General features: G+C 72.2%; 17 protein-coding genes. 13 read left to right on the forward strand and 4 right to left on the reverse strand.

Annotated elements, in window-relative coordinates; genetic code table 11:
• The first annotated feature begins 284 nt into the window (after positions 1 to 284).
• Positions 285 to 635, forward strand: a complete 351-nt coding sequence (locus tag ACIHEI_RS31190) for a 5-carboxymethyl-2-hydroxymuconate Delta-isomerase (RefSeq protein ID WP_387641464.1) — start codon at positions 285 to 287, stop codon at positions 633 to 635.
• A 106-nt stretch (positions 636 to 741) separates the two neighbouring features.
• The gene (locus tag ACIHEI_RS31195; RefSeq protein WP_396609073.1) at positions 742 to 1,284 is read left to right on the forward strand and encodes a HEAT repeat domain-containing protein; all 543 of its coding nucleotides are present in this window, start codon (positions 742 to 744) and stop codon (positions 1,282 to 1,284) included.
• A gap of 193 nt (positions 1,285 to 1,477) precedes the next feature.
• Here the strand turns inward: ACIHEI_RS31195 and ACIHEI_RS31200 are convergent, their stop codons facing one another.
• Positions 1,478 to 1,861 (reverse strand): DUF4345 domain-containing protein, encoded by a 384-nt coding sequence (locus ACIHEI_RS31200; protein WP_396609074.1) that lies wholly within the window; start codon positions 1,859 to 1,861, stop codon positions 1,478 to 1,480.
• Between the two features lie 91 nt (positions 1,862 to 1,952).
• On the opposite strand from ACIHEI_RS31200, the gene ACIHEI_RS31205 reads away from it, so the two are divergent.
• Complete coding sequence (locus ACIHEI_RS31205; protein WP_387641473.1) at positions 1,953 to 2,561, forward strand: TetR/AcrR family transcriptional regulator; 609 nt, start codon at positions 1,953 to 1,955, stop codon at positions 2,559 to 2,561.
• 13 nt (positions 2,562 to 2,574) lie between these two features.
• Here ACIHEI_RS31205 and ACIHEI_RS31210 read toward each other — a convergent pair whose 3' ends face one another.
• Positions 2,575 to 2,985: an aldo/keto reductase gene (locus tag ACIHEI_RS31210; protein ID WP_396609075.1), complete on the reverse strand. Its 411-nt coding sequence runs from the start codon at positions 2,983 to 2,985 to the stop codon at positions 2,575 to 2,577.
• Between ACIHEI_RS31210 and ACIHEI_RS31215 the strand changes: the two genes are divergently transcribed.
• From ACIHEI_RS31215 to ACIHEI_RS31245, 7 genes are all read left to right on the forward strand, one after another.
• Complete coding sequence (locus ACIHEI_RS31215) at positions 2,936 to 3,673, forward strand: transcriptional regulator (protein ID WP_396609076.1); 738 nt, start codon at positions 2,936 to 2,938, stop codon at positions 3,671 to 3,673. The genes ACIHEI_RS31210 and ACIHEI_RS31215 overlap by 50 nt on opposite strands.
• 80 nt (positions 3,674 to 3,753) lie before the next feature.
• Positions 3,754 to 4,968 carry an NAD(P)/FAD-dependent oxidoreductase gene (locus ACIHEI_RS31220; protein WP_396609077.1) on the forward strand — a complete coding sequence of 405 codons (1,215 nt, stop codon included), beginning with the start codon at positions 3,754 to 3,756 and terminating at the stop codon, positions 4,966 to 4,968.
• Positions 4,969 to 4,978: 10 nt separating this feature from the next.
• A complete protein-coding gene (locus tag ACIHEI_RS31225) occupies positions 4,979 to 5,917 on the forward strand; it encodes a sigma-70 family RNA polymerase sigma factor (RefSeq protein ID WP_396609078.1) in 939 nt (312 codons plus the stop codon).
• 49 nt (positions 5,918 to 5,966) lie between these two features.
• A complete protein-coding gene (locus ACIHEI_RS31230) occupies positions 5,967 to 6,791 on the forward strand; it encodes an alpha/beta fold hydrolase (RefSeq protein ID WP_396609079.1) in 825 nt (274 codons plus the stop codon).
• A gap of 86 nt (positions 6,792 to 6,877) precedes the next feature.
• A complete protein-coding gene (locus ACIHEI_RS31235) occupies positions 6,878 to 7,648 on the forward strand; it encodes a MerR family transcriptional regulator (protein ID WP_396609080.1) in 771 nt (256 codons plus the stop codon).
• Positions 7,649 to 7,672: 24 nt separating this feature from the next.
• The gene (locus tag ACIHEI_RS31240; protein ID WP_396609081.1) at positions 7,673 to 8,080 is read left to right on the forward strand and encodes a DUF6193 family natural product biosynthesis protein; all 408 of its coding nucleotides are present in this window, start codon (positions 7,673 to 7,675) and stop codon (positions 8,078 to 8,080) included.
• A 10-nt stretch (positions 8,081 to 8,090) separates the two neighbouring features.
• Positions 8,091 to 8,297, forward strand: a complete 207-nt coding sequence (locus ACIHEI_RS31245) for an Imm7 family immunity protein (protein ID WP_396609082.1) — start codon at positions 8,091 to 8,093, stop codon at positions 8,295 to 8,297.
• 7 nt (positions 8,298 to 8,304) lie between these two features.
• Here the strand turns inward: ACIHEI_RS31245 and ACIHEI_RS31250 are convergent, their stop codons facing one another.
• Positions 8,305 to 9,030: a class I SAM-dependent methyltransferase gene (locus ACIHEI_RS31250; protein ID WP_396609083.1), complete on the reverse strand. Its 726-nt coding sequence runs from the start codon at positions 9,028 to 9,030 to the stop codon at positions 8,305 to 8,307.
• Between the two features lie 283 nt (positions 9,031 to 9,313).
• Here ACIHEI_RS31250 and ACIHEI_RS31255 point away from each other — a divergent pair, with 283 nt between their 5' ends.
• Both ACIHEI_RS31255 and ACIHEI_RS31260 read left to right on the forward strand, forming a co-directional pair.
• On the forward strand, positions 9,314 to 9,688 hold the full coding sequence (locus tag ACIHEI_RS31255) for a VOC family protein (protein ID WP_387641497.1): 375 nt from the start codon (positions 9,314 to 9,316) through the stop codon (positions 9,686 to 9,688).
• A gap of 41 nt (positions 9,689 to 9,729) precedes the next feature.
• A complete protein-coding gene (locus ACIHEI_RS31260) occupies positions 9,730 to 10,299 on the forward strand; it encodes a maleylpyruvate isomerase N-terminal domain-containing protein (protein ID WP_396609084.1) in 570 nt (189 codons plus the stop codon).
• An 89-nt stretch (positions 10,300 to 10,388) separates the two neighbouring features.
• On the opposite strand, the gene ACIHEI_RS31265 is transcribed toward ACIHEI_RS31260, so the two are convergent.
• The gene (locus ACIHEI_RS31265) at positions 10,389 to 11,669 is read right to left on the reverse strand and encodes a YhgE/Pip domain-containing protein (RefSeq protein ID WP_396609085.1); all 1,281 of its coding nucleotides are present in this window, start codon (positions 11,667 to 11,669) and stop codon (positions 10,389 to 10,391) included.
• A gap of 148 nt (positions 11,670 to 11,817) precedes the next feature.
• Between ACIHEI_RS31265 and ACIHEI_RS31270 the strand changes: the two genes are divergently transcribed.
• The gene (locus ACIHEI_RS31270; protein ID WP_392954528.1) at positions 11,818 to 12,396 is read left to right on the forward strand and encodes a YbaK/EbsC family protein; all 579 of its coding nucleotides are present in this window, start codon (positions 11,818 to 11,820) and stop codon (positions 12,394 to 12,396) included.
• Positions 12,397 to 12,523: the final 127 nt, after the last annotated feature.

The following is a 12,523-nucleotide window of genomic DNA, read 5'->3' on the forward strand; positions in this document are numbered from 1 at the left end:
CGGTCGGGGTGGGGAGCGGGTGGGGAGCATGGCGACGGCCATCGCGGCGACCGCGTCTCCGTCGGCGGGATCGGGGACCTGGCTGCGGGCATCCTCGATCGAGTTCCAGAAGCGCTGAGTGCGCATGACGCCCGAGCATGTCAGCGTGGTCCGACATCGGCGCGCGGGGGGAGGGGCGGCTGCGTCGGGTCGGGTGGGTTGGCGGGTCAGTAGAGTCAGCTGACCATGGGCGCCGTCGTGCCGGGAGGGTCCCGGGGCGTTGTGCGTCCGGGAGGGTGTTTGTCATGCCGCAGATCCTGATCGATCACTCGCCGGGGCTCGAGTTCGACGCCACGGCGTTTGCGAAGGAGGTTCATCAGCTGATTCCTGAGGTGATCGACACGGCGACGGGTGACTGCAAGACGCTGGTGCGGCCGGCGGTTTCGCATCTGGTCGGGGACGGGGCGTCGGGGGAGGCGGTGGTGCTGGTGGAGATCAAGATTCTGGGCGGGCGCAGTGTCGCGGCGCGTAGTGAACTGTCGGTGCGGGTGACGGATTTGCTGCGGTCGCATGTTCGGGTGCCGGCCGCGTTCTGTGTCGAGGTGAGTGAACTGGACCGGGAGACTTACGTGTTCGTGCATCACGCCGGGCACTGAGGTCGGCGGGCCGGGGTGGAAGGGGGCGCCTCGGCCTTCGGCGGTGGGGGGTGGGCGTGGGGGAATTCGGTTGTCGGGGGGTGTCGGACGGTTCGACACTGAGGTCATGCTCGGATTCGTGAGGACCGACAACGAAGCCCTCGTCGCGTACTTGGGCGACCCGCAGCGTGCCGTGGCGGCGTACTGGGAGCTGTTGCGGCGCAAGGGGGATGCGGTGGGTGTCATCAGGGCCGGCCTGTCCCATGAGAGTGCGGCTGTCCGGGAGGGCTGCTGCCGGTTGCTGGACCACCTGGTCGACACGGAGTCGATGGGGCAGCTGATCACGATGGCCGACGATCCGGACGCCCGGGTCAGGATCGCCGCGTTCCATGCTCTCGCGTGCGACCGGTGCAAGGACGACGCGTGCGCGCCGGGTGCGGACCGGGTGCTCGAACCTGCGTTGCGGCACCTGGCTTCCGACCCCGACCCGCAGGTGCGGCCGCGGGCCGCCGAGTTGGTCGGCAAGTTCGCCCGTGCCGATGCCCGGGCTGTTGCCGCTCTGCAGGTGTCGCACCGGCAGGATCCGAGTCCGGCTGTGCGGAAGAAGGCGGGCTGGTACATCCCGGGCGGGGCCGTTTACGAGCGGACGGGTCCGCGGGCGTTCAGGTGACGGGGCGGGCGGTGCCCCGGTGAGGGGCGGCAGGCCGCGCGCATGCTGTCGGACTGGATCGCCGAGGTGGCGGACGAACCGCTGGTGCTCGACTCCGGGGCCGGCGGGAGGAGTGGGACACCACAGAGTCTGCCCTGGCCCGCGTTCTCCACCGGTCGGACTGCTGCTCCCTGGCCGGCAGTTGATCGTGCGCCTACTGCTCGGAGTCGGTGCGGGCCAGCCAGAGGAACAGCGGCGGCAGGGCCAGTTCGACGATGCCCAGGGCGACCTGGAACCAGTGCGGCCAGCCGTGTACGGCGAGCGAGAGGATTCGTCCGAGGCCGCCGAGGAACAGGATGCCGGCCAGCCGGCGGACGGCGGTGGTGCGGATCGGTGACCGGCGGGCGGCCTGGATCCAGGCGACGCCGTAGCCGGCGAAGATCGCGCCGAAGAACCGGCCGAGGCTGTCGATGGTCGGGCCGGCCGAACTCTCGCCGGGGATCGCGGAGTTGCCGAGCAGGACGTGGAAGAGCCCGATCGCCACGCAGCCGTAGCCCATGGTGAGCATGAGTGCGTGCAGTGCCTTGTCCTTGGTCATGACAGCGCCGACCCCCTGTTAGTAGACACGCGTCAACCAGGAGCAGCAGGCTACGCGCCGCTAGTAGACACGTGTCAAGTAGGATGGCCGGGTGCCTCCTCGCCAGCGCCTCAGCCCCGCCGACCGCCGAGCCCAACTCCTCGCTGTCGCTGCCCAGTTCTTCGCTGCGCACACGTACGACGAGGTGCTGATGGAGGACGTCGCCGAGCGCGCGGGGGTGTCCCGGGCGCTGCTCTACCGGCACTTCCCGAGCAAGCGAGACCTGTTCGCGGCCCTCTACCGGCAGGTCGCCGAGCAGTTGCTCGCCAAGACCCGGTTCGACCCCGCCGACTCCCTGGTCGAGCAGCTCGCCGAGGGCCTGGACGCGCACATCGAGTACTTCGCGGAGAACCGCAACACCGTGCTCGCGGCGAACCGGGTGCTGGCCGGTGACCGGCTGGTCCAGACGATCATCGCCGACGAGCTCGACGCGCTGCGCGAGCGCCTGCTGAGTGCGCTCCCGCCCGCCGGCGACCGGACCAGGGAGGCCGTGTCGGGCGTACTGAAGAGCTGGCTGGTGTTCGTTCAAGTCCTGTGCGTGGACTGGCTGATCGAGCCGCACTGCACCCGCGCCGAGCTGCGCGACATCTGCATCGGCGCCGTCCTGGGCGCGATCAGGCCGCTGCTCGACGAGGATCCCGCCCCGGACTGGCCGCACTGAGCGCCCAACAGGGTCACGCGTACTTCAGGAGGAGTTCGGGCATCCGAGGGTCCTGGTGGGTGAATCCCAACCCCGGCTGGTGGCAGTCGAGTTGGGCGATGGCGGCGAGCTCGTCGGGGGACAGCTCGAAGTCGAACACGGCGATGTTCCGGCGCAGCCGCCCGGGGTCGGTGCTCTTGGCGACCAGCGGGATGCCGTGCTGGAGCAGCCAGCGCAGGGCGACTGGCGCGGCCTGCCTAGGCTGGCGGGCATGGACAACCGGGAAGAGGCCGCCGCGTTCCTGCGCTCCCGCCGCGACCGGATCACGCCCGCAGGCGGGGCTGCCGGTGCACGGACTGCGACGGGTGGCGGGGCTGCGGCGCGGCGAGGTCGCGATGCTCGCGGGCGTCAGCGTCGAGTACTGCACCCGGCTGGAGCGCGGCAACCTCAAGGGTGTGTCGGACAGCATCCTGGACGCCGTCGCCCGGGCGCTGCGCCTGGACGATACCGAACGCATGCACCTGTACGACCTGGCGCGGGCCGCCGGGCCGGGGTCCCGCGCACGGCGGCCCGATGCTGAGCCGACGGTGCGGCCGAGTGCGCTGCGGATCATCGAGGGGATGCCGAACCTGCCGGCGTTCGTGACGAGCGATCGGCTGGACACCTTGGCGGCCAACCCGCTCGGCCGGGCCCTGTTCGCCCCGATGTTCGACGACCCCACCAGCGGCGCGAACAGCGCCCGGTTCGCCTTCCTCACGCCCGCCGCCCGCCGGTTCTACGCCGACTGGGAACGCGTCGCGCACGACGCGGTGGGCGTGCTGCGGGTCGCGGCGGGCAAGAACCCGTACGACCCGGAGCTGACCCGGCTGATCGGCGAACTGTCCACCCACAGCGAGGAGTTCCGCACCCTGTGGGGCGGCCGCGACGTGCACGTCCACCGCAAGGGCGTCAAACGCTTCCGGCACCCGGTGGTCGGCGAACTCGAACTCGACCACGAGAGGATGGAACTCCTGGAGGGGCTCGCCGTGGTCGTGTACAGCGCGTCCGCGCACGGCGCCGCCGCGGACGCGCTGACGCTGCCGGCCAGTTGGGCCGTTACCAACACCGGCCGGGGGCAGCGGAGTTCGTGGTGACCCAGCTCACATCCGAGGGCTGTCAGCAATCGGTGCGCCGTCCCGTTCAGAGGGCACGCGAACCAGACAGGAGCACCCTCATGAGGCACCGCATCGTCGTCCTCGGCGCCGGCTACGCCGGAGCCTTCGCCGCCGGGAACCTGGCCCGCCGGCTGAACGCCGAGGACATCGAGATCACCGTCGTCAACGCCGCCCCCGACTTCGTCGAGCGGATGCGGCTGCACCAGCTCGCCAGCGGGCACAAGGTCGAATTCCGCCCGCTCGCCGACATGTTCGCGGGCACCGGGGTGCGGGTGCGGGTGGCCCGCGTCACCGGGCTCGACCCCGAGCGCCGGACCGTCGCCGTCAGCGACGCGGACGGCGACGCCGAACTCGCCTACGACACGCTGCTGTTCGCGCTCGGCAGCGCGGTGGACCGGCACGACGTCCCCGGCGTGGCGGAGCATGCGTTCGACGTCACCGGCCTGCCCTCGGCGCTGCGGCTGCGCGACCGGCTGGCCGAGCTGGGCGCGGGAGGCACCGTGCTGGTGGTGGGGGAGGGGCTGACCGGCATCGAGACCGCCGCCGAGATCGCCGAGGCCCGCCCCGACCTGGCGGTCGCGCTCGCCGCCCGGGGCGAACTCGGCGCCTGGCTCTCCCCGAAGGCCCGCCGCTACCTGCGGGCGTCCTTCGCCCGGCTCGGCATCACCGTCCACGAGCACACCGCCATCGAAGCCGTCGAGCCGGGCCGGGCGCTCGCCGCCGACGGCCGCGCCGTGCTCGCCGAAGTGACGGTCTGGGCCGCCGGGTTCGCCGTGAACCCGCTGACGGCCGCCAGCGGCCTGGAGCTCGCTGCGGACGGCCGGATCCTGGTCGACCGCAGCATGCGCTCCGTCTCGCACCCGGACGTCTACGTCGCCGGGGACAGCGCCCACGCGATCGGCGTCAACGGTCGTCCGCTGCCGATGTCCTGTGCCTCGGCCGGCCTCACCGCCACCCAGGCCACCGCCGCCATCATCGCCCGCCTGACGGGCCGGGAGACCCCGGTCTCCGCGCTGAAGTACTTCGGCAACCACATCAGCCTCGGGCAGCGGGACGCGCTCGTGCAGATGGTGGACGGCGCCGAACGCTCCAAGTCCTGGTACCTGGGCGGCCGGACCGCCGTGCGGTTCAAGACGAGCGTGCTCAAGGCCTCCGCGTGGACCATCGCGCACCCGACCTACGGCATGCCCAGGCGCAGGCGCCACCTGACGGCAGTTCCGGTGAAGAGCCCCGCACAGACCCCCCAGCAGACCCGCACGCGGAGCGCCGCCTAAGTTGTTGTGCATGGACAGCGCCGCCATCGACCGCTTCGAGGCCAGCCGGAGCCGGCTGGCCTCGCTCGCGTACCGTCTGCTCGGTTCGGCCGGCGACGCGGAGGACGCCGTGCAGGACGCCTTCCTGCGCTGGCAGGCCGCCGACCGCGACCGGATCGAGGTGCCCGAGGCATGGCTGACCAAGGTCGTCACCAACCTCTGCCTCGACCAACTCCGTTCGGCCCACGCCCGGTACGAGCGGGCCGCCGGCGACCTGCTCCCCGAACCGCTGCTCCAGGGCGACCCGATGCTCGGCCCCGCCGACACCTTCGAGCAGCGCGAGTCGGTGTCGCTGGCCGTGCTGACCGTGATGCAGCGCCTCGCGCCCGTCGAACGCGCCGCGTACGTGCTGCGCGAGGCGTTCGCCTACCCGCACGCCGAGATCGCCGGGATCCTCGACATCAGCGAGTCCGCGAGCCAGCAGCACGTCCACCGGGCGCGCCGGCGGGTGGCCGCCGAGCGGCGCGGCGGCCCCGAGACGGATCCGGCGTCCGCGAGGCGGGTGGCCGAGGAGTTCCTGATCGCCGCCACCTCCGGGCGGGTCGACCAGTTGGTGGCGATGCTCACCGCCGACGCCACCGCGGTCTCGGACGGCGCGGGCCTGGCCAAGCGGCTGCTGCGGCTCACCAGCCGCGAACAGATCGCCGCCGGCCTGCGGGCCGGCTTCCGGTCCACCCCCGCCAAACGACGGCTGGCGGGCGGCATCTCCGCGCTGCACATCGCGCAGGTCAACGGTGCCCCGGCGGTCGTCGCCGTGGTCGACGGCCGGGTCAAGGGCGCCGTGGTACTGGAACTGCGCGACGGCAAGGTCGCCGGCCTGTGCGGCGTCGCCGCCCCCGCCCGGCTCGTCCGGCTCGACGCGGCCTGGCAGCACCACGAACCCGGGGCGCCGGTGGTCGCCGAGTGGTGAGCGGAAGCGGCTTGACCTTGACCCAAGGTCAAGCCCCACGCTGGAGGGCATGACGAAGAACGCGAACACGAAGACCCGCAACGCTGCCTGGTCCGGGCTGGTCCCGGTGGAGGACACGGCGCTCGCCGTCACCGACACCGGCGGCCCCGGGCAGCCCGTGCTCTACCTCAACGGCTCCTACGCCACGCAGCGGAACTGGCGGCACGTCATCGCCGAACTCGGCGACGGCCACCGTCACATCACCTTCGACGAACGGGCCCGCGGCCGCTCGAAGCAGTCGGCCGACTACTCGTTCGCCGCCTGCCTGCGCGACATCGACGCCGTCCTGGACGCCACCGGGGTGCAGCGGCCGCTGCTGGTCGGCTGGTCCTACGGCGCCGCGCTGGCCCTGCACTGGAGCACCCGCAACCCGGACCGGACCGCCGGCGTGGTGATGGTCGACGGCGGCTACCCCTGGGACTACCTCGCCACCGTCGAGGGCGGCCGGGAGGCCGGCCGCGAGCAGATCCGCACCATGTTCCGGAAGTTCGGCTGGATCATGCCGCTGGTCCGGCCGCTGGGGATGGCCGCGCGAATGTCCGCCGAACAGCACGCCGAGATCAACATCGAACTGAACGAGATCGTCGCCGACAGTGACCCGGTGTTCGACCGAGTGACCTTTCCCATGCGTTTCCTGGTCGCCACCGGCGCCAGCCTCGGCGGCACCGCGGAAGGGCTCGCCGCGATGCGCGCCACCCTCGACCCGATCCTCGCCCGCAACCCGCACGTGCAGGTCAGCGCCACCGTCCCGAGCAAGCACACCACCATCGTGCGCAAGGACTTCCGGGCCATCGCCACCGCGGTTCGGGAGGTTGGACAGGACAGCTTGCAGTGAGGTTTTCTGACGGGATGACAGGCGGAGTGGCAGGCGGGTCGGTAGGCGGGTCGGCAGGCGGATCGGCAGGCGGATCGGCAGGCGGGATGACGGACGGGATCACCATCGGCCAGGCCGCCGCGTTCGCCGGCATCACGGTGAAGGCCGTTCGGGTCTACCACCGCACCGGTCTCGTCGCCGAACCCCGCCGCGACAGCTCCGGCTACCGGCGCTACGGCACCGCCGAACTGCTGCGCCTGGTCCAGGTCCGCACCCTGGCCGGGGCGGGCGTGCCACTGGCCGAGATCGGGCCGATCCTGGACGCCGAGGGCGAGGAATTCGCGACCGCGCTCGACCAGGTCGAGGAGAACCTCACCCGGCGGGTCGAGGAACTGACCGCCCGCCGCGCCACGCTGCGCCGCCTCGCCACCGGCGACCGGGTGCTGCTGCCCGACCGGGCCTGCGCCATTCTCGACCGGATGCCTGGATTCGGTTTCTCCGCCCAGGACATGGCCATCGCGCGCGAGGGCCTGATCCTGGTCCGGGCACTGATGCCGGAGGGCTTCGAGGACTATCTTGCGCAGATCGAGCACGGCCTGGACGACCCCCGGCACGTCGCCCTGATCAAACTCACCTGGAGCGCCGGGAGTTGGGCGGCCGACGACCCCCGGATCGAGGACCTCGCCGAGGAGATGGCCCAGCACTTCCTCGCCGACCCGTCCCTGCTGCCCACCCTGACCGGCCTTCAGCACCACGACGACGCCGTCACCCGCCACGACCTGCTCACCCACCACGGCGAGGACGACCGGCCGGGGTGGCGCCGGCTCACCGCGCTGATCCAGCAGAAGCTGCGCGCGGCCGGCACCGAACCGCCCTGACGGCGATCTGGGACGATGAGGGACGTGAACGACTCACCGAACCCCGCCGACGCCACGGTTGATCAGGTGGTGGAGTCCCAGTGGCAGTTCAAGCGCGCGGAGGCGGCCGCGATGGAGTACTCCTGGGCCGATTCGTACCGGCAGTTGATCGAGGCCGCCTACACGGAGCCGGTGCTGCGGGCCCTGTATCCCTTCACCAGCCACTGGGGACTGCGCTTCTCCACCACCACCGGGCCCCTGATGGCGGCGGTCGGCCCCGTCGTGTCGGCGAACGGCGACGGTGATTTCGGGGTGGGCACCGGGATTCTCGCGCCCAACCTCGGACGCTTCACCACCGCGGCGGAGGCGGTCGCGTGCGCCGTGCGCGAACTCCCGTCCGACATCGGGCCCGTGATTCTCGGCTCGGCGCTGCGGCCGATGGGCGCCGGGTAGGCTGCCGGGCATGTTCGAGTACCACGGCTGGGTGACCATCCGGGAACGCGCCGACGCGGAGGACGACGAGGACTTCGCGGCGGAACAGGCGCGCCTGTGGCGGCTGGTGGAGGCCATCGAGGAGGTGCACCGGATGGTGCGGGGGCAGGTGAGCGTGCACGAGGACACCCACCTGTCACCGTGCATCCCGGTGCTGGAGGACCCCTGGGTCTCCTGACGCGAGGTCAGGGGCGGCGGGCCAGGAAGACGAACTCGCGGCCCGGGCGGTCGGGTGCGTCGCGGACCTCGGAGAGGTCGAAGCCCGCCGCCTGAAGGTCGGCCGTCACCTCGGCGCGTTCGCGAAAGCGCAGGGTGGAGTCGGAGGTGAGGTGCCGGCCGTCCGAGGCGAAGACGTAGTGCGAACGGAACGTCACCAGCGGCCTGTTGACGTCCAGCAGGTCGATCCAGGACTCCACCTGGCCGACCTCCGGCAGGTCGTCGAGCTGGTGGGTGGCCTCCCGGGTCCAGCCCTCCCAGGCGCGGCGGGACGGGTCGCGGGTCTCGAAGACGAGGTGGCCGCCGGGGCGGAGTGCCGCGTGGGCGCCGCGCAGGGTCGCTAGCCAGTCGGCGGGGTCGGTGATCGCCTGGGCGACGTTGGCCGTCATGGTGACCAGGTCGACCCGCAGCAGCGGCAGCGTGGTCGCGTCGCCGCAGATCCAGCGGACGCCGTCGCCGCCCGGCTTGGCCCGGGCCACCTCGACGGAGGCCGCCGCCGGGTCCACGCCCGTCACCTCGATGCCGCGCTCGGCCAGCAGCAGGGCGAACACGCCGGTGCCGCAGCCGAGATCGAGGACGCTGCGGGCGCCGAGCTCGTCGGCCAGGGCGACATAGGAGAGCAGGTCGGAGCGGTCCGGGTCCAGCGTGTCGTAGAGCGCGGCCAGTTGGGGGTCGGTGAAGCACTCGTCGGCCATGCGGGCGAGGGTACGCCCGGGCACCTGCCGTTCGGGGAGGGCTGGAAAAACCGGTTGTCGCCGGGACGGGGTGTTGCGTACGGTGCTCGGGTGAACACCGGAACGGCCATGGGCCACGCACGGATTGGTGAACCGGTGGGCGGCTGAGGCCGCCCCGGGTGCCTTCGGGGTGCCCACCGGTCAGGGGACCGCCCGGTCCTGGGAGCACGTAACCGCCCAGACCGAGCAGGCCGGCCATGCCTGCGCCAACCCCCCGAGACCGGAAAGAGGTTCACCTACCACCATGCCTGCTGCTTTCAACCACACCATCATCCCGGCCGTGGATCGCGCGGTCTCCGCGCTCTTCTACCGCGAGCTGCTGGAAGCCGAAGAGGCCCCGTCCTGGGGGCCGTTCAGCAACCTGACGATCGCCGACGGCGTGCTGCTCCAGTTCGCCGAGCCGCCGGTGGAGATCCAGATGCACCACTACGCGTTCCTGCTCGACGACGAGCACTTCGACCGCGCCTACGCGCTGCTGTGCGAGCGCGACATCCCGCACTGGGCCGACCCGCAGATGCAGCGCCTCGGCGAGACCAACACCGAGCACGGCGGGCGCGGCGTCTACCTGCTCGACCCGGCCGGGCACGGCCTGGAGCTGATCACCCGCCCCTACCTGTAGGCGCCGTAGCTGTTCCATGGTGCGGGTGCGAGGATGACCTGATGGACGATCAGGATCTGCGCGCGGCCCTCGCGGAGCTGCAACTCACCCTCGCCCCGCACCTGGACGCCGACTGGAGCGTCCCGGCCGGCGGGCTGGAGTGGTCGTGCCAGGAGACGCTGGCGCACATCGGCCACGATCTGCTCGCCTACGCCGGGCAGCTGGCGGCCCGTCCCGACGACCGGTACCTGCCGTTCGACCTGACGGTCCGGCCGGGCACCGCCCCCGTCACCACCTTGCAGATCGCGCTGGCCTGCGGCGAGTTGCTGGCTCTCGCGCTGGCCGCCGCCGGGCCCGACCTGCGGGCCTGGCACTGGGGGCCGGCCGACCGGACCGGCTTCGCCGCGATGGGCGTCGCCGAAATCCTGCTGCACACCCACGACATCGCCACCGGCCTCGGCCTCGACCGCACCCCGCCGCCGGCGCTCTGCGCCGCCGTGCTGGCCCGGCTGTTCCAAGACGCGCCGGCCGGCGACCCGGTGCGGGTGCTGCTCTGGTGCACCGGACGCGGCGAACTGCCGGGCCTGGCGCGGCGTGAGTCGTGGGGGTGGCGAGCGGCGCTTTCGTCCTGAGCGGTGGTGTCGTCCTGGGCGGTGCTGTCGTCCTGGGCGGTGGTCAGGGCGGCGCGAGTCGTGCAGCCGGCGCGTCCTGAGCGCGGTGGTCAGGACGGCGTCGGGACCATCCGGTGCAGGCCCTTGCGGTCGTAGTAGAAGGTCATCGCGAAGCCGAAGACCAGCGCCACCACGAAGCCCACCGCGATCATCACCCAGGCCCGGGTCAGCCCGGCGTCGGCCTGCGCGTCGAAGTACAGGATCGCCCGCACCCCGCCCGCGACCTGGCGCATCGGTTCGAACGCGCCGAGGAAGTGGTAGAAGGACGGCGTGGCCTCGAGCGGGACCGTCGCGCCCGAGGACGGCAGTGCGAGCGCGATGAAGACGAACATCGCCACCAGCTGGCCGAGCGTGCCGAACGCCGCGTTGATCGCCTGCACGCCCAGGCCCACCGTGACGCAGGCGGCGAACGAGAACACCCACAGCAGCGGCAGGTGCGGGGCGTCCATGCCGAGGATGCCGATCGTCGCCAGCATGATCATCGTGGTGGTGACGACGGACAGCCCCGCGGTCATCTCCATCTTCACCACCAGCGTCTGGGTCCGGTTGATCGGCACCGTCGGCCGGCGCCAGTGCCACGGCCCGATCTCGCTGTCCGCGTAACCGAGCGACGTGTCCACCCCGTTGTGCACCAGGTTGGCGCTCAGGAACCCCGCCAGCACCAGCAGCAGCGTGTAGTAAAAGGCGCTCAGTCCGAGCCCGCTGTGCCGTCCGATCGGATGCCCCGGCTGCACACGGACGTCCACCGGGTCGGCCAGCAGCAGCCGCGCCGTCGCGGAGGCGTTCGGCGCGGCCGCCGTCAGCTGCTTGCCGAGCGCCTGCGAGGAGCGGTGCGCCGACTGCTGGGTGATCTGGCTCGCCAGCGAGGACGCCAGCGAACCGGTGCCCGGATTGGTCAGTGCGAACAGCACCGGACGCGCCGAGGCCTGGTTCGTCGTCAGCGCGGCCACGGTGCGGGAGAAGTCCTCCGGCACCACCAGCGCCCCGTACACCTGCCCCGAGGCCAGCAGCTCCTGTGCCCGCTCGCGCGACACCCGCTGCCACTGGACCTGCCCCGGTGGCGTCCCCGCCGCCACCGCGTCCGTCAACTCCACTCCCAGCGGCGCGGATTGGCCCGGCAACGGCGGTCCGGCGTCCGCGTCCACCAGCGCGATCGGCATCCGGTGCAGATGGTCCGTCGGGGTCAGGATGCCGCCCATGTACAGCAGCGACAGCACCAGCGCGACCAGCGCGCTCAGGACGCCGGGGACCAGCCACATCCGCCACCGGCGCAGCACCTGCCACGCGCGGGCCTGCCGGGCGGGTCGTTGCGGGGGAACCTCGGTCGCCATGCCACTCCACCCTGTCGACGCCAGCTGCCGTCCCCCGAAACCCCCATGACGATAGGGTCCGGGCGCCGTCCGAACGGCCGCGACACCGGCCGGGCTCACCCCAATGGGCCAGCTCCGGTTGCGCGGGGGCGTTCGCTAGGGTTGGTCCATGGACGAACAGGACTCCCTGGACGAGCAGGTGACGGCGCCGTTCGGGAACTTTCCGGACGTGCGGCGGGCGCTGGACGCCGTCGCCGAACTGGCCGGGCCGGTGGCGGCCGCGCTGAAGCACTGGGACGCCGAACTCGCCGGCGCCGTGCGGTACGTGGACACCGACCCGGAACTCGCCGACACCGCCGTGTTCTGCGCCGCGTACGACGTCCCCGCCGAGGCGTCCGCGAACTGCGTGGTGGTCGCCGCCAAGCGCGGCGGCGAGACCACGCTGGCCGCCGGGCTCGTGCTGGCCACCACCCGACTCGACGTCAACAAGGCGGTGCGCGGTCACCTCGGCGCGCGGAAGGCCTCGTTCGCGCCCATGGACACCGCCGTCGGCGAGAGCGGCATGGAGTACGGCGGCATCACCCCCGTCGGCCTGCCCGCGCACTGGCCACTGCTGATCGACGCCGCCGTCGCCGCCACCCCGTGGGTGCTGATCGGCAGCGGACGGCGCCGCGGCAAGCTGATCCTGCCTGGCGCGGCACTGGCCGCACTGCCCGGCGCGCAGGTGCTGGACGGGCTGGCCGGCTGAACCTTTCGGCAGCGGGAACACCGGGCGGACGGCCGAGGTTGGAGGGGATGGTCCCGCCGGGCAGCGCCCCGGCGGACGGGCCACGCACCGCACCAGGGGTGCGGACGTCCCACGCGAGGAGTGAGAA

The sequence above is a fragment of the Kitasatospora sp. NPDC051984 genome, assembly GCF_044593455.1.
GTDB lineage: Bacteria > Actinomycetota > Actinomycetes > Streptomycetales > Streptomycetaceae > Kitasatospora.